Origin of the sequence: Arthrobacter rhizosphaerae, from assembly GCF_023062595.1 — a bacterium.
Lineage (GTDB): Bacteria > Actinomycetota > Actinomycetes > Actinomycetales > Micrococcaceae > Arthrobacter > Arthrobacter rhizosphaerae.
Window position 1 is genome coordinate 45,186 of the sequence record NZ_JALLAN010000002.1, and the last position, 13,923, is coordinate 59,108.

Sequence of the window (13,923 nt, forward strand, 5' to 3'; positions counted from 1 at the left end):
CGCCTGGTCAGGGCCGAACTGCAAGCCCTAGAGAAGAACCCCCATGCCACCTCTGGTACTGCTCTTCCATATCGTCGAGCTTAAAGGTAAGCATGCTTAGCAGTCAAGGGAAAAGAGTGTCTCATGTCAGATCTTCTTAAGCCACATCGAATGCTCCCCACCGGCCCCCTCGCCTCGCAAGCTCGGCCAGGGAACCCTGCCGGCGTGGGCCCCAAAACTGCCGTTATGAGCCTTCTAAACGGCAGTTACGGAAGCACTCGATGGAGAAGTATCAGGCGTAGGCGTTGACCAGGCGGACGGCGCCGCCGTCAACACCCTTGGCACCCTGGACGTAGTCCACTCCGGTCTTGATGATGGAGTCGGAATCCTGTTCCACAGTGCCCATGATCCAGGAGGGCAGGCCTCGGTCGTTCAGCCTGTTCACGGCGGCGTCGGCGGCTTCCGCGGAAACGATGGCCACCATGCCCACGCCCAGGTTCAGCGTGCGCTCCAGGTCCGCGAGCGGCACGTTGCCGAGCTCGGAGACCAGCTTGAAGATTGCGGGCAGTTCCCAGGTTGCGCGGTCCACCGTGGCCACGAGGCCCTGGGGGAGGACGCGGGCCAGGTTTGCCGCGAGGCCTCCACCCGTGACGTGGCTGAACCCGTGGACTGCTGCCCCGGAGTTGACCGGGAAAGTGCGGGCAAGGTCCAGGCAATCTGCGGCGTAAACGCGTGTGGGTTCCAGCAGTTCTTCGCCGAGGGTGCGCCCCAGCTCGGAGACCTGCCGGTCAAGTGCCCAGCCGGCGTGGTTGATGACCCGGCGGACCAGGGAGTAGCCGTTGGAGTGCAGCCCGGAGGAAGCCATTCCAATCACAACGTCTCCCGCACGGACGCGGTCCGGGCCAAGGAGGGAATCGGCTTCGACCACACCGGTGGCAGCACCGGCAACATCGTATTCGTGCTCGCCCAAGAGGCCCGGGTGCTCTGCGGTTTCGCCGCCCACCAGTGCGGTACCGGCCACGGAGCAGGCAGCAGCGATGCCGCGGACGATGTCGGCGATGCGTTCAGGAACAACCTTGCCGCACGCAATGTAGTCAGTCATGAACAGCGGCTCGGCGCCCACCACCACGATGTCGTCCACCACCATGCCCACGAGGTCGTAGCCAATGGTGTCGTGGATGTCCATCGCCTGGGCAATGGCAACCTTGGTGCCGACACCGTCGGTGGAAGTGGCCAGCAGCGGACGCTTGTAGGTCAGCAGCCGGGAGACGTCGTAAAGGCCGGCAAAGCCGCCCACCCCACCAAGCACCGAGGAATTATGAGTCGCCTTGACGGCGCCCTTCATCAGCTCGACGGCGCGGTCGCCCGCTTCGACGTCGACGCCGGCAGAGGCGTAGGTGATTCCGGCGCTTTTGGCTCCGGCGGCTGGGGAAGCGGAAGTCATACTGGCTCTTTCTTGTCAGAGTCGATCAGGCGATCAGCGTCAGTCAGCAGGTTTTCAAATTCGGAGTCGGGCCCCGGATCGCAGCCGGTAGCGCCGGCCTTTTCCGCGGGATCCTCGTCAGCCGGTACTTCGTCGGAGGGGCTGCCAGCAGCGGAGGCTCCGGCGGCCGGGATGCCGCCGAGGTCTGTGCGCTCGAGGAGGTTCTTGCCCAGCTTGTCGGCACCCGGGAGCTCGATGGGGTATTTGCCGGTGAAGCAGGCGGTGCACAGACGTTCGCGCGGCTGCTGGGTGGCGCCGATCATGCCGTCTTCGGAAATGTAGGCCAGGGAGTCGGCGCCGATGGCCTGGGTGATCTCGTCCACGGTGGCTCCGTTGGCAATGAGCTCTGCCCGGGACGCGAAGTCGATGCCGTAGAAGCAGGGCCATTTCACCGGCGGCGAGGAAATCTTCACGTGGACGCTGGCGGCACCGGCCTCGCGGAGCATCCGTACGATGGCGCGCTGGGTGTTGCCGCGGACGATCGAGTCGTCCACCACAACAACGCGCTTGCCGCGGATCACCGATTCCAGGGCGTTGAGCTTGAGTCTGATGCCCAGTTGGCGCAGCGTCTGGGATGGCTGGATGAAGGTACGGCCCACATAGGAGTTCTTGACGAATCCGTGTGCGAAGGGGATGCCGGACTCTTCGGCGTAGCCTACGGCAGCTGGCGTTCCTGATTCGGGGACCGGGATGACAAGGTCGGCTTCCTGGGTGTTTTCCCGGGCGAGCTGGCGGCCCATTTCCACACGGGACTCATACACGGAGCGTCCTGCGATGGATGCGTCCGGGCGGGCGAGGTAGACGTACTCGAAAACGCAACCGGCCGGCGTCGCCTCCGCAAACCGTACGGACCGTACGCCGGCTTCGTCGATGGCGATGAATTCTCCGGGTTCGATCTCCCGGATGAAGCTGGCGCCCACCGTGGCAAGGGCTGATTGCTCGGAGGCGACAACCCAGCCGCGTTCCAGGCGGCCGAGGCACAGGGGGCGGATGCCGTAGGTATCGCGTGCGGCGTACAGGGTGCCCTCGTCCATGAAGACGAAGCAGAATCCACCCTTGATCTTTGGCAGGAGCTCGATGGCGGTCTGTTCCAACGACTTTCCTGGCTCGCCTTCGAGGAGCGCCGTAACCAGTGCGGTGTCAGAAGTGTTTCCCTGCTTCATTTCGCCGCTGAGCTGGCCGCCATTGCGGCTCATGATCATGGCTTTGAGTTCGGCTGTGTTGGTGAGGTTGCCGTTGTGCGCCAGGGCCACGGTGCCAGTTGAGGTGGCGCCGAGCGTGGGCTGGGCGTTGGCCCAGTGGCTTGCACCGGTGGTGGAGTAGCGGCAGTGGCCTACGGCAAGGTGCCCCGTCAGGGTGTTCAGGGTCGTCTCGTCAAAGACCTGGGACACCAGGCCCATGTCCTTGTAGACGTTGATCCGCTTGCCGTCCGAAGTGGCTATACCAGCCGACTCCTGACCGCGGTGCTGCAATGCATACAGCCCGTAGTAGGTGAGTTTTGCTACTTCTTCACCTGGTGCCCAGACCCCAAAGACGCCACATGCGTCCTGAGGGCCTTTTTCGCCAGGGAGAAGATCATGAGAAAGTTTTCCGTCGCCGCGTGCCACTGGTCGATTATCTCACGCCATACGCTAAGACTTTTCCGTCCGGGCGTTTATGACTGCGGGGAAGGGTGGCCGTCCGTGCCGGTGTCTGAGATGTTTTCTGTCCCGGTATCAGTATCGGGAACGGATTCGACGACGGCGTGCTCGGCCCGCCGGACACTCAAGCGATCCAGCACCAGGGCCGCAGCGGCGCCCAGGAGGGCCCCACCGGCGGCGAACAGGATCATGAAGAAACCAAAAACCGAACCGGGGTCATAGCTCGCACTCCCTGGCAGTGCGAAGGCGACGACGGCCGCCACCGCCACGCCTACGATGCCGCCCAATATGAGGAAAGGCACATACCTGGGAGCCCTGCGAACAGTGACGTCCCGGCGTTCCGGCTCCGGAAGCGGATTGTTGCCTGCAGTGCCGGGAGTTTCTTCGAAAGACATGCCATCAAGCCTACTGTGCGGCATGTCCTCCAGTGTTGCGGGCAGCAATCGACAGGGTTACTCGGGCTGCTTACGATTAATTCCGGGCATGCCTGATTCTGCGTTTCCTGTGGACGTGTCCAGATCGTGCGGCCAGCATGGAGGAGGAGGCCGATGAAAGCATATGAATCGCTCCCGCCTGCAGCGCGAAGGCTCGCGAAGTGGGGGTCTATCGGATTGCTGTTGGCTGTAGGGCTTGGTCTGGTGCTGATGACGTTCCTGGAGTTCTGGACGGCGTTCTTCATTGCCCTCGGACTGTACCTGGCGCTTTTTGGCCCGCTCAATGTGGCAGCCAGAAAGGAACACCTTCAGATGCTACGGAATAGAAACCGGGCCTGAGAGATCACCGCGCATCAATCAGGGGCTGGGTTGACGTAACTGTACATAGAAAATAAGTACGCTTACTATTGCATACCAAAGGATGACACCTGCTTGTCCGAGCAGCCATTCCGGGGCTCGTTGGTCCCGGCCCGATCGCTGAAGGGAGACCCGGCAATGGCCACTGATTATGACGCACCCCGGAAGTCCGAAGCAGATGTGGTCCCGGAATCACTCGACGAGCTTCAAGCCGTCCCGGGCGCAGTCCGCACACGGGATGCCGACATTGATGAAGCTGAGACTGCAGAGGGTGTCGAGCTGCCCGGAGCTGACCTCTCGAATCTGGAACTCACAGTCGAGATCATTCCGCCCCAGAAGGATGAGTTCGTCTGCTCGTCGTGTTTCCTGGTCCGACACAGGTCCCAGGTAGCCCGGCAGGCCAACGGCATGACCTATTGCACCGAGTGTGAAGGGTAGATCCGCCATGGCAGGCCTTCCCAGCTGACCCTCTTTGCCCTGAAACGAGGGCCGACACGCTCCAAGTTGGCGCGTCGGACCCCTCTCAGTCCGCAAAGAAGGTCAGGAAGGCACAGGTAGGCCCGGCCATGTCCTTGGTCAGCCGCCGTCGGACAAGCACCAAGAAAAAGTTTCAGAATGGCCCATCCGTTGTGCCTTCGCTCCCGAATACCAGCTAGAACCAGCAGGTTCTGTTACCCATTCCATATATAGGTATTGATCAGGAGCGATCATGACAACAGTCAGCAACTCACGCACCGGGGTGCGCACTAACGTGCAAAAGGCAGCTTTGGCTATCGGTGCCGTTTTCCTCCTCGTTGGAATCCTGGGCTTCATCCCGGGGATCACCAGCAACGTGGACCAGTTGAGCTTCGCCGGGCACCATTCAGGGGCAATGCTTCTGGGCCTGTTCCAGGTTTCCGTACTGCATAATGCCGTGCACCTGTTGTTCGGCGTCGCGGGACTGGTCCTGGCCCGAAGCGCATCAGGCGCCCGCTCCTACTTGCTCTTCGGAGGCATCATCTACCTCGTCCTCTGGATCTACGGACTTGTGGTGGATCAGGAATCGGCCGGCAATTTTGTCCCACTGAACGCTGCCGACAACTGGCTTCACCTGCTGCTGGGCGTGGCCATGATTGCGCTGGCCCTGATTCTCACCAGGGGCCGGAACCACCAGGCCCGGGCGCGCGCCTAGAGGACCACGCATAGAGGACCACGCATAAAGGATGCTGAGCTGGTGCGGCCCGGCGGATGGTCAGGCCCCGCCTGTCCTCCCCCGGCCGCCAGCCAGCAGATAGGAATCTTCGAGGAGCTCACCGAGCTCCTCCTTGGTCACCTTGTCCAACCGGACCAGGACCAGTTGAGGCGAGCGGTCGTGATGGGGAGTCCAGAAGTAGGTTTCGGGATCCGTTCCGGCAAGCGCCTCACGTTCCTCGGTCTTGACTGTGAGAACGCCTTCCTCCCAGATCCTGGCCATGAGCGTCCGGGCAAACCAGGCCGGCTGGCTCCAACCGAGCCGCTCGGTCACCCCGGGCATGGCCAGACAGATGCTCCGCACGTCCTCTTCGGTGGGCATGGATGGGTCAGCTGCCGCGGTAGGTGGAGTAGCCAAAGGGGCTCAGCAGCAAGGGCACGTGGTAGTGCTCACCGGGGCCGGTAACCGTGAACACCAGATCCACCTCGGGAAAGAATGTCTCGGTACCAAGGCCCTCGTAGTAGCTGCCGGTGCCGAAATTGAGGCGATAGGTCCCGGGGCGCAATTCTTCGGGTCCCAGGTTTTTGAGCCGGCCATCTGCATCGGTGGTACCGGTGGCCAGCAGGTCCCAGCCGCCGCCGTCGTGCGCATAAAGCCCGACGGCGACTCCCGCAGCCGGCCTCCCCGAGGCCGTGTCCAGGACGTGCGTGGTTATCTGTGAAACGCTCATTCGCTGATTACTCCTTCCACGCGCAGCACGGCGATTTCCCGCAGCTGTTGGGCAATGATGGCCTGCTCCTGGTCGGGCGTATGGGTAAGGCGTTGCCTGAGGGCGGCCAGGATCTCGGACGCCGTCCGGCCGGCCGCACGGATCAGGAACACCTGCCCGAACTTTTCCTCGTATTGGCGGTTGCCTTCAGCAAGTTCCCGGGCCACCTCCACGTCAGCCGGATCCACCCCTGCCTGCTCGGAACGGGACATGGACGCTTCGGCGCTTTTCGCCGTCGGACGTTCCCCGATCCGGGGGTGATGGCTTAGCGCCTGTTGGACCTCTGCGTTGGTAAAAGGGTTTGCTGTAGTCCTGGCGACGTCCATGAGGGCCTGCAGCGACGGGAAGGGGCGGGCGTCCGCAACCTGCTCCAGCCAGCGGTCCACATCGAGGCAAGGCCGTAGCGCCGCGACGGCATCCCCGCGATTGAGGGCATTGAATGCTGCAAGCTGCATGCTGGATCTTCCTGTGCACAACGTGAAGAGACTGGAGCAACGGTGTCACGAGACTACAGCACAGCCCTCCCGGACTATGATCCTGATTGGGGGCAGGGACTGGGGCTGGAGGCCGGGGGTCCTTCAACAAGGGGGTCTCATTGTTCAGTGCCGCTACGCTCCGCTTGCCACTGATGCGCATAGTCGCTCTTTGCATCCTGCTGCTCCTGTTCATGCCGGCTGCCGCGGCTGTTGCTTCCGAGCACGACGGCGACTCCCTGGCTACCAGCCCCGGCGAACCGCTGCTGGGTGCCGTGCTGGAATGGGCGGAGGACGACGCCGTCGGGTTCTCCGAACGGTTGGGGGCAACTCCGGCCGTCCTGGGCCATGAGGTGTCCTTCCCGATGAAAGACGTCGAGAGGCGGTACCTTCGCGAGTTCCTGGCCCAAAGTGCAGCCGTCGGCGCCCACGCCTTATTAACGGTCAACCCCACGGTGCCCCTGGCTGGGGTGAATGAGGGGAACTCGGCTGAGTTTGCGGCGAACCTGGAGCAGTTGGCCGAGGGTTTTCCCGGGATGCTCCTGATCCGGTTTGCCCCGGACATGAATTCAAGCTGGATGCCATGGGGGCAGCAGCCTGAGGCGTATGTCCCTGCCTTCCGGACAGTGGCGCAGGCCTTCTCGGACATGGACGCTGCGGTGATGGTGTGGCAGCCATTCCTCGGACGGGACTACCCCTATTCCCCTAGTCATTCTGCTCCATCCCCGGGAGCCACGGGCTTTGCGGCTCTGGATACCAATGGTGACGGAGCCTGGAACCACGACGACGATGCCTACTCTCCGTACTTTCCCGGCGAGGAGTCGGTGGATTGGGTGGGGCTGAGTGCCAGCCATGACGATACCGGCGGCGCTGCTGCACTGAACACGGTGCCCGTGGACGGTGAACTGGCCTCGATGCTGTCCGGTGGCGGGGCCAGAGGCGACAAAGCCGGGGATGAAAATTTCTACGAGCGATACTCGGCGCGGAAGCCGTTGCTTCTGCAGACTTCCGCCTACTTCAGCCCGAGCGCCGGCGGTCCCGGCGAAGCCGAAATCAAGTCCGCATGGTGGCGGCAAGTGCTCGCTGAGGTCTCTTCCCCCGCATTTGACCGTGTGGGGGCGGTGGTCTGGGACGAGCGCACGGCCCACGGTGACGCAGGAACGGTGGCCATCGATTGGCGGCTCACGCGGAACGGAGAAGTTGCTGCCGAGGCCGGCGGGCTTCTCAAGGAGTCCGCTCTGGTCACGGCCCCGGTTACCGAAAAGGTCAAGGACCTGGCCTCCTCGTCATCCTCTACGCTCGCCTCAACGGGAATTTCGGGGATTGTCTTGTCGGGGACGGCAGCGTGGTTGGTGGGCGGCGCCCTGTTGATTGGGGCCTGCACCTTGTGGCTCCTTCCGGTGCGCCTGGGTTCGGCCCGTAGCTGGCGCTACGAGGAGACTTCTACGCGGGATTCAAGGGTGGACATGCTCCGGGGTCTGGCCATCCTTTTCGTGGTTGTTAATCATGTGGGCATTTCGTCCTTGTTCCAGCTTTTGACCCAGGAAGCAGTGGGGTTCGTGTCGGGTGCGGAGCTGTTCGTACTGCTCTCCGGTGTGGTGGTGGGAATGGTCTATGGCCCCAAGGCGGCCAACGGCATGGCGGAGATCCTGGATAAAACCAGCAAACGCGCCGGAAAGCTCTACCTGACAGCGTTGGCGGTGGTAATCCTGGTTTTCGTCATCAGCCTCATCCCCGCTGTGAACACCCAAGCCCTTACTACCTTCACGGATCAGGGGACCGGCGGCGCTGGAAGAGCCGTAGCGGGTAGAAGCTATGATCTCTTCAGCGGAATGCAGGGGCTCCTGGAGTACCCGGTTCCAGGTGCCGTCATTCCTGCCGTTCTGTTTTTACAGTTTGGGCCCTGGCAGTTCAACGTGATGGGCCTCTACGTGGTGATGTTGCTGCTCAGCCCGCTGATTCTGTGGGCGCTGAGCCGTGGAAAAACAGCCTGGGTCCTCGCGGCCAGCAGTGCGCTCTACGTTATTGGTACTGTGTTCCGCTTCCGCCTGCTGCCCTCGCAGTTCGAGGACTCCTTTCCTCTGCTCGTCTGGCAGGTGCTGTTTGTCCTTGGCATCGTCGCGGGCTACCACCGGGGCCGCTTGGTGACCTGGCTGAGAGGCCATCGCTGGGTGGTGGCGGTATGCGCAGGGCTCACAGTGGCCTTCGCGTTTCTGTCATGGGCCAACCCGTACCTTGCCAACGAGTTCGACGTGCGCGTGGCTTCCCTGAGCGATACAAGTTTTCGTGCCCTGTATGAGAATCTGTTCGGCCGCACGTATCTGGAGCCGGGCCGGCTCCTGAACGTCCTTGTCCTGCTGGTCACCGTGTACGCCCTGCTGACGGCGTACTGGAAACCGCTGGAGCGTGCTTTGGGCTGGCTCCTGATCCCGCTGGGACGGGCAACGCTGTACGTTTTCGTCATGCATATAGTCCTGATCGCAGTGGTTTCCAACGTTCCCTGGCTGCAGCAGGACAACATCTGGCTGAACACTGCTGCCTACGCGGGAATGGTGGCCCTTCTTTGGGTGATGGTCCGGACGAGGACCCTGTTCAGGATCATCCCGACCTGACGCCGTCGCGCATTACACCAACGGCGCACACATAACTGATCGGAAGAGCTCAAGTATGGAAAATGAAACAGGACCGTTGCCGCGGGTTGAAGGTGACGACCTCGAGTGGGAGGGCCAGCTTCAGACCTGGAACGATGAGCCATTCACCGGTATCGAAGTGTGGCGCTTTCGGGATGGCACCATCGAGACCGAATCGACCTATAAGGAAGGCCTCAAGGACGGACTCTCGCGAACTTGGGACGAGCACGGCCAGCTGCGCGCGCAGTTCACGTGCCGCCTCGGCGCCATGTATGGCAATTGCAGGAAGTGGCATGCCAATGGCCGGCTCGCCGAGGACAGCAACTACGAATGGGGCGTACGGATCGATGAGAAGGAGTACAACGAGCAAGGGGTGCTGATCAACGAGTTCACCATGGATCCTTCCGACCCCAGCTCGCAGTACAGCATCCTGCTCAAGTTCAAGGACGCCTACGACAAGCATCTGTAGGGCCTACGCGGCGTTCAACACGGGGCGGGAGGCGCGGACGGGAGCAACAGCGGCCCGATTTACACCGATCAAGACTGCACGGCATATGCTGGCTCACAGGATAATGATGTTCGCTCGGAGGCAGGATTATCGTAGCCCTGGTCCGCGCGGATCCGGAGGAGACATACTTGGTCACCATGGCGGAGGTTGCCCGTGTTGCTGGTGTTTCCAGGAGCACGGTGTCTTACGTTTTAAGCGGCACACGCCCGATTTCGGAGGAGACGCGCCAACAGGTCCTCAGGGCGATGAAGGATCTTAACTACACTCCCAATGCACTGGCCCAGGGGTTGGCCGGCAAACGCACGGGAATCATTGCCTTGATCTTTCCGATCGATGAGGTTGGTTTCAACCTCACCGACTTCGAGTACATCCAGGCTGCTTCCGAGCAGGCCCGCAGCGAGGGCTATCACCTGCTGCTTTGGCCCTACAGTGCGAATGACGTCGAGGAGCTGCGGAAGGTGGTCAGCCAGGGAATCGTGGAGGGCGTGGTGCTGATGGAGGTGCGAACCGTGGACGAACGGGTGTCGTTCCTCCTGGATGCGCATCTTCCGTTCACCACAATCGGGCGTACCGGAGGCCTCCAGTCACATCCTTTCGTTGATGCCGACTTTGAAGCCACCGGCAACATGGCTCTCGAGTATGTTCTAGGACTTGGCCACACGGATTTGGCGTATCTGACGAGGTCACAGGAAGAACTGGATGCCGGTCATGGACCTATCGTGAGAATGCAGGATGCTGTCCTGGCGGCCGCCGAGGCCCGGGGCGTCCGGATGCCCGTGTTCACCGTATCCCCGACGTTTAATGACGGCTGGAACGCGTTCGACAAGATCCGGGAAATGTCACCCGGGATGACCGCCCTGCTGACGTTCAATGAGCCTGCCGTTCCAGGCTTCGTGGCGGCAGCTGCTGATCGCGGGGTTCGCATCCCACAGGACCTGTCGTTGGTAGGCCTGAACACCAGCGATGGTGGATCGTGTACGAGCTATCCCAATTTGACCAGCTTTTCTCCGAACCACAGCGAGCTGGCCAAGCTGGCGGTCCGGTATCTGATCCGGCGTCTTCAAGGCGAGGATCCGGCCACATTCCAGAAACTCTTAATACCGGAATTGACCGAACGAGGCAGCGCGGGCAGGGCGCCCGCCCAGCCCGGTTCATCCCGCAACGCCTGATCTTGTCACAATTCGTGTGACTCTTGACGCCCTTCTGGATCCTTCATAGTCTGTGTTGACGCGCGTCGACGAAGCGCGTCGACGCTCGGGCAACGTTGCCCGTTTGGGCCCGGCGAATGGTCTCCGGCCCTTGACAGTGAGAAGGAAATGCCTATGAGTACGGCGAAGCAGTCCAGCATGCAGCAAACGGCGGTCCGGCAGAAGCCGCTGATGAACATGAAGCAGATCCTTCTGATGAACGCCGGATTCTTCGGCATCCAATACAGCTTCGGGATGCAGCAGACCGCGATTAACCCGGTCTACGAGTTCCTCGGCGCCGATCCCGCCGATCTGCCCATCCTCAACCTCGCCGGACCGATCACCGGCCTGCTCATCCAGCCCCTCATCGGGGCCCTCTCCGACCGCACCTGGAGCCCCCGGTGGGGTCGCCGCAAGCCGTTCTTCCTGATCGGGGCCATCGGCTGCGCGATCTGCCTGTTTCTGTTCCCCTTCGTTACCGCGGTCTGGATGGCTGTGATGTTGCTCTGGCTGCTTGACGCCAGCAACAACACGGCGATGGAGCCCTATCGCGCCTTCATCGCCGACAAGCTCCCCCCGTCCCAGCTTGGAAAGGGCTTCCTGGCCCAGGCGTTCTTCACCGGCCTCGGCATCACGCTCGCCAACATCTCACTGTTCGTCTTCCAGCAATTCATCGAGGGGGCAACCGAAGCCGGCATCCCGTACTGGGTGGTGGGCTCGTTCATGCTCGGTGCCGTCTGCTCGATCGGCACAGTCCTCGTCTCGGTGCTGACCACGCCGGAGATCCCGCCAACCAAGGAGGAGCTCGCGGCACTCCGCGCCAAGAAGGGCGGCCTCATTCCCGCTGTCAAGGAGATCGGCGAGGCGATCCGGGAAATGCCCACCCAGCTGCGCAAGCTGGCAGTCGTGTATCTGTTCCAGTGGTACGGGATGGTCTGCTACTGGCAGTTCGTGGCTCTGTCCGTCGCCAAGTCAGTGTTCCCGGACGACATGCAAGGCAAGGAAGACGCCGTCGCATGGACCGGCCTGGTAAACGGCTGGTACAACATCATCACGTTTAGCGTCGCCTTCGCGCTGGTCGCCTTCGCCCGGCGTCGCGGAGCCAAGATGGTCCACTGTGTGTGCCTCTTGCTGGCAGCCGTGGGGTTGGCGATCTTCCCTTTCATTGACAATAAATTCCTGCTCTTCATCCCGATCATCGGCCTCGGGATCGCCTGGGCCTCGATCATGGGAGTGCCCTACATCATGGCCGTGCGGATGATCCCCTCAAACCGGTATGGCGTCTACATGGGCATCATCAACATGATGATCGTGGTGCCGATGCTGATCCAGTCGGTGACCTTCGGCTGGATCTACGACCACCTGCTGGGAGCCAACCCCAACAACGCGATCGTGTTCGCCGGCGCGCTCCTTGGTGCGGCCGCGCTCAGCATGCTGTGGATCAAGGAACCGCCGATCATTAGCGACGTCGACGACGTCACCCACATGCCGACGTCCGCGCACTGAGAAGGACCTGACATGACAACTATGAAGGACTACCGCACGATCGTCGTCGGGACAGATGGATCCGGGCTCGCCGGACCCGTCGTCGCACGAGCCGCCTGGCTCGCAGTACGGGACGACGCCGATCTCGTCATCGTCTGCGCATACGCCCGGGCGTCCCGTCGGGCAGAAGCCATGAACGTCCACACTCTCGGCGGCGACCCACGCAGCGGTCAGGTCCTCGGCCGGGAGGCCGCCGCCCTTGCCGTGGAGACAGCCATGGCCACGGCCAAAAATGAGGGGGCGACGGTCTCAGCCACTCTCCTCGTCGACGGCGAGCCAGCGGCTGCACTCATGGCCACAGCTCAAGAGCGATCCGCGGACCTCATCGTCCTCGGGGCCATCCATGACCGCTCGCTCGCAGATCGGCTGCTCGGGACGGTGGCCACTGAGGTAACCAAGCGGGCAACCTGCGACGTGCTGGTGGTCCGCCCTACCGATGACGAAGGTGACCTCGAGGTGCCCGAGGACGCGGCTCCCCGCTGACGGCCTGCGCCACGGGATTTTGCCGGAACCGCTGGGGCTCAGGCCCCAGCGGTTCCGGCACCTGTTTACCGCACGCTCCACCGCTTAGCTGGAAGAGCGCTGGAAAGGAGAGAACTATGAATGGCGAAAAAATCACCGGCTTAGGTCATCTTGTGTATGGGTGCATGGGTCTTGGCGGCGACTGGTCATCTGCGCCATATGGGCTGGCTGAGATCGATGAGGCTGAAGCCGCCGTCGAAGCCGCCCTTGACGCGGGAATCGGGATCTTCGACCAGTCGGAAGCCTATCGATTTGGCAAGTCCGAAGCCGTCTTTGGCGAGATTCTTTCCCGGTCGAGGGGTCTCCGGGAACGAATCCAAATCAACACGCATTGCGGACTCGGCAATGGCAACGGCAGTGGTGAAGCGCTGCACTATGACCTCGATGGCGCCGCGATCATCGAAAGTGTACGGCGCAGCCTGACGCGGCTGAAAACAGACTATATCGACACGCTCTTGCTGAACCGGGCTGACCCAATCCTGGAACCGGGACAGATCGCGTCGGCCTTCGAATTCCTGCGCTCCTCCGGCATGGTCCGGTATCTGGGCGTCTCCAATATGTCCGGCGCCCAGATCGCTTCGCTCCAGAAGCATCTGGACGCACCTATCGTCGTCAATCAGATGGAAATGAGCCTGGGCAAGAGGGACTGGCTCGAGACCGGTGTCCTCGTTAACCACCCGGATGGAAGCGGGCATAGCTCCCCCGAGGGAACCATCGAATACTGCCTGGATAATTCGGTCAGGCTTCAGGCCTGGTCCCCACTCGCCAGGGGCATCTACACTGGCCGCGCATCCACGGCCAAAACACCGGAAGAAGCCGCCACGGCCAAGCTGGTCCTCTCCCTTGCCCACGGCAAACACACCACGCCCGAAGCCATCGTCCTGGCCTGGCTGATGAAACACCCTGCCGGGATCGAACCTGTCATCGGAACGAAAGACCCCACACGGATCCTGGCAAGCCGCGATGCCGAGTATCAGGCCTCCCTCATGAGCCGACAGGAGTGGTACGCCCTCTGGAGGGCAGCCCGGGGAACCAACGTGCCCGTCCCGGGGCAAGGCACAGAACCAGCGGGGCGGAGCGGGCGATCAAGGGCGCTGGTAGTTGACGGCGTCATGGATCCGGTCGATCGGCAGAACGGGACTGACGTCGTTAACGGAACTCGCAGAACACTTTGGTGTCGCAAGGGCCGTGGCGTCTCAACTTCATCGCTACCGAATTGAAAGGG

The 13,923-nt window shown here is 62.1% G+C and carries 15 protein-coding genes; 9 read left to right on the forward strand and 6 right to left on the reverse strand.

Features of this window, described 5'->3' with window-relative positions:
* Positions 1–271: 271 nt before the first annotated feature.
* Genes purM through MU551_RS02865 form a run of 3 tightly spaced genes read right to left on the reverse strand, consistent with a single transcriptional unit; the run spans position 272 to position 3,497 of the window.
* Positions 272–1,423: a phosphoribosylformylglycinamidine cyclo-ligase gene (gene purM, locus MU551_RS02855; RefSeq protein WP_247040644.1), complete on the reverse strand. Its 1,152-nt coding sequence runs from the start codon at positions 1,421–1,423 to the stop codon at positions 272–274.
* Positions 1,420–3,069, reverse strand: a complete 1,650-nt coding sequence (gene purF, locus MU551_RS02860) for an amidophosphoribosyltransferase (RefSeq protein ID WP_247040645.1) — start codon at positions 3,067–3,069, stop codon at positions 1,420–1,422. The genes purM and purF overlap by 4 nt, the downstream gene beginning before the upstream one ends.
* Before the next feature lie 47 nt (positions 3,070–3,116).
* Complete coding sequence (locus tag MU551_RS02865) at positions 3,117–3,497, reverse strand: hypothetical protein (RefSeq protein ID WP_247040646.1); 381 nt, start codon at positions 3,495–3,497, stop codon at positions 3,117–3,119.
* 153 nt (positions 3,498–3,650) lie between these two features.
* Between MU551_RS02865 and MU551_RS02870 the strand changes: the two genes are divergently transcribed.
* The 3 genes from MU551_RS02870 to MU551_RS02880 all read left to right on the forward strand — a co-directional run bounded on the left by MU551_RS02870 (position 3,651) and on the right by MU551_RS02880 (position 5,064).
* On the forward strand, positions 3,651–3,875 hold the full coding sequence (locus MU551_RS02870; RefSeq protein WP_247040647.1) for a hypothetical protein: 225 nt from the start codon (positions 3,651–3,653) through the stop codon (positions 3,873–3,875).
* 156 nt (positions 3,876–4,031) lie between these two features.
* On the forward strand, positions 4,032–4,331 hold the full coding sequence (locus MU551_RS02875; protein WP_247040648.1) for a DUF4193 domain-containing protein: 300 nt from the start codon (positions 4,032–4,034) through the stop codon (positions 4,329–4,331).
* Positions 4,332–4,602: 271 nt separating this feature from the next.
* Positions 4,603–5,064, forward strand: a complete 462-nt coding sequence (locus MU551_RS02880; RefSeq protein ID WP_247040649.1) for a DUF4383 domain-containing protein — start codon at positions 4,603–4,605, stop codon at positions 5,062–5,064.
* 60 nt (positions 5,065–5,124) lie between these two features.
* On the opposite strand, the gene MU551_RS02885 is transcribed toward MU551_RS02880, so the two are convergent.
* From MU551_RS02885 to uraD, 3 genes are read right to left on the reverse strand one after another with little or no spacing between them, the layout of a single operon-like run.
* Complete coding sequence (locus tag MU551_RS02885; RefSeq protein WP_247040650.1) at positions 5,125–5,445, reverse strand: MmcQ/YjbR family DNA-binding protein; 321 nt, start codon at positions 5,443–5,445, stop codon at positions 5,125–5,127.
* Positions 5,446–5,452: 7 nt separating this feature from the next.
* Complete coding sequence (gene uraH, locus MU551_RS02890) at positions 5,453–5,794, reverse strand: hydroxyisourate hydrolase (RefSeq protein ID WP_247040651.1); 342 nt, start codon at positions 5,792–5,794, stop codon at positions 5,453–5,455.
* Positions 5,791–6,288, reverse strand: coding sequence for a 2-oxo-4-hydroxy-4-carboxy-5-ureidoimidazoline decarboxylase (gene uraD, locus MU551_RS02895; protein WP_247040652.1), 498 nt, complete (start codon positions 6,286–6,288; stop codon positions 5,791–5,793). Before uraD ends, uraH begins: the two co-directional genes overlap by 4 nt.
* A 140-nt stretch (positions 6,289–6,428) precedes the next feature.
* Here uraD and opgC point away from each other — a divergent pair, with 140 nt between their 5' ends.
* From opgC to MU551_RS02925, 6 genes are all read left to right on the forward strand, one after another.
* On the forward strand, positions 6,429–8,918 hold the full coding sequence (gene opgC, locus MU551_RS02900; RefSeq protein ID WP_308198283.1) for an OpgC domain-containing protein: 2,490 nt from the start codon (positions 6,429–6,431) through the stop codon (positions 8,916–8,918).
* A gap of 55 nt (positions 8,919–8,973) precedes the next feature.
* Positions 8,974–9,405 (forward strand): toxin-antitoxin system YwqK family antitoxin, encoded by a 432-nt coding sequence (locus MU551_RS02905; protein ID WP_247040653.1) that lies wholly within the window; start codon positions 8,974–8,976, stop codon positions 9,403–9,405.
* 176 nt (positions 9,406–9,581) lie between these two features.
* Positions 9,582–10,613: a LacI family DNA-binding transcriptional regulator gene (locus tag MU551_RS02910; protein WP_281506873.1), complete on the forward strand. Its 1,032-nt coding sequence runs from the start codon at positions 9,582–9,584 to the stop codon at positions 10,611–10,613.
* 153 nt (positions 10,614–10,766) lie between these two features.
* Positions 10,767–12,137 (forward strand): MFS transporter, encoded by a 1,371-nt coding sequence (locus MU551_RS02915; RefSeq protein ID WP_247040655.1) that lies wholly within the window; start codon positions 10,767–10,769, stop codon positions 12,135–12,137.
* 12 nt (positions 12,138–12,149) lie between these two features.
* Entirely contained in the window at positions 12,150–12,659 is a 510-nt protein-coding gene (locus tag MU551_RS02920; protein WP_247040656.1) for a universal stress protein, read from the forward strand.
* Positions 12,660–12,775: 116 nt separating this feature from the next.
* The gene (locus MU551_RS02925) at positions 12,776–13,918 is read left to right on the forward strand and encodes an aldo/keto reductase (protein WP_308198284.1); all 1,143 of its coding nucleotides are present in this window, start codon (positions 12,776–12,778) and stop codon (positions 13,916–13,918) included.
* Positions 13,919–13,923 lie beyond the last annotated feature (5 nt).

What these genes read in the sequence shown, in the direction of transcription:
- purM (WP_247040644.1), bottom strand. Translation starts at nt 1,423, where the DNA reads ATGACTTCCGCTTCCCCAGCCGCCGGAGCCAAAAGCGCCGGAATCACC.
- MU551_RS02865 (WP_247040646.1), bottom strand. Translation starts at nt 3,497, where the DNA reads ATGTCTTTCGAAGAAACTCCCGGCACTGCAGGCAACAATCCGCTTCCG.
- MU551_RS02870 (WP_247040647.1), top strand. Translation starts at nt 3,651, where the DNA reads ATGAAAGCATATGAATCGCTCCCGCCTGCAGCGCGAAGGCTCGCGAAG.
- MU551_RS02875 (WP_247040648.1), top strand. Translation starts at nt 4,032, where the DNA reads ATGGCCACTGATTATGACGCACCCCGGAAGTCCGAAGCAGATGTGGTC.
- MU551_RS02880 (WP_247040649.1), top strand. Translation starts at nt 4,603, where the DNA reads ATGACAACAGTCAGCAACTCACGCACCGGGGTGCGCACTAACGTGCAA.
- MU551_RS02885 (WP_247040650.1), bottom strand. Translation starts at nt 5,445, where the DNA reads ATGCCCACCGAAGAGGACGTGCGGAGCATCTGTCTGGCCATGCCCGGG.
- uraH (WP_247040651.1), bottom strand. Translation starts at nt 5,794, where the DNA reads ATGAGCGTTTCACAGATAACCACGCACGTCCTGGACACGGCCTCGGGG.
- uraD (WP_247040652.1), bottom strand. Translation starts at nt 6,288, where the DNA reads ATGCAGCTTGCAGCATTCAATGCCCTCAATCGCGGGGATGCCGTCGCG.
- MU551_RS02905 (WP_247040653.1), top strand. Translation starts at nt 8,974, where the DNA reads ATGGAAAATGAAACAGGACCGTTGCCGCGGGTTGAAGGTGACGACCTC.
- MU551_RS02910 (WP_281506873.1), top strand. Translation starts at nt 9,582, where the DNA reads ATGGCGGAGGTTGCCCGTGTTGCTGGTGTTTCCAGGAGCACGGTGTCT.
- MU551_RS02915 (WP_247040655.1), top strand. Translation starts at nt 10,767, where the DNA reads ATGAGTACGGCGAAGCAGTCCAGCATGCAGCAAACGGCGGTCCGGCAG.
- MU551_RS02920 (WP_247040656.1), top strand. Translation starts at nt 12,150, where the DNA reads ATGACAACTATGAAGGACTACCGCACGATCGTCGTCGGGACAGATGGA.
- MU551_RS02925 (WP_308198284.1), top strand. Translation starts at nt 12,776, where the DNA reads ATGAATGGCGAAAAAATCACCGGCTTAGGTCATCTTGTGTATGGGTGC.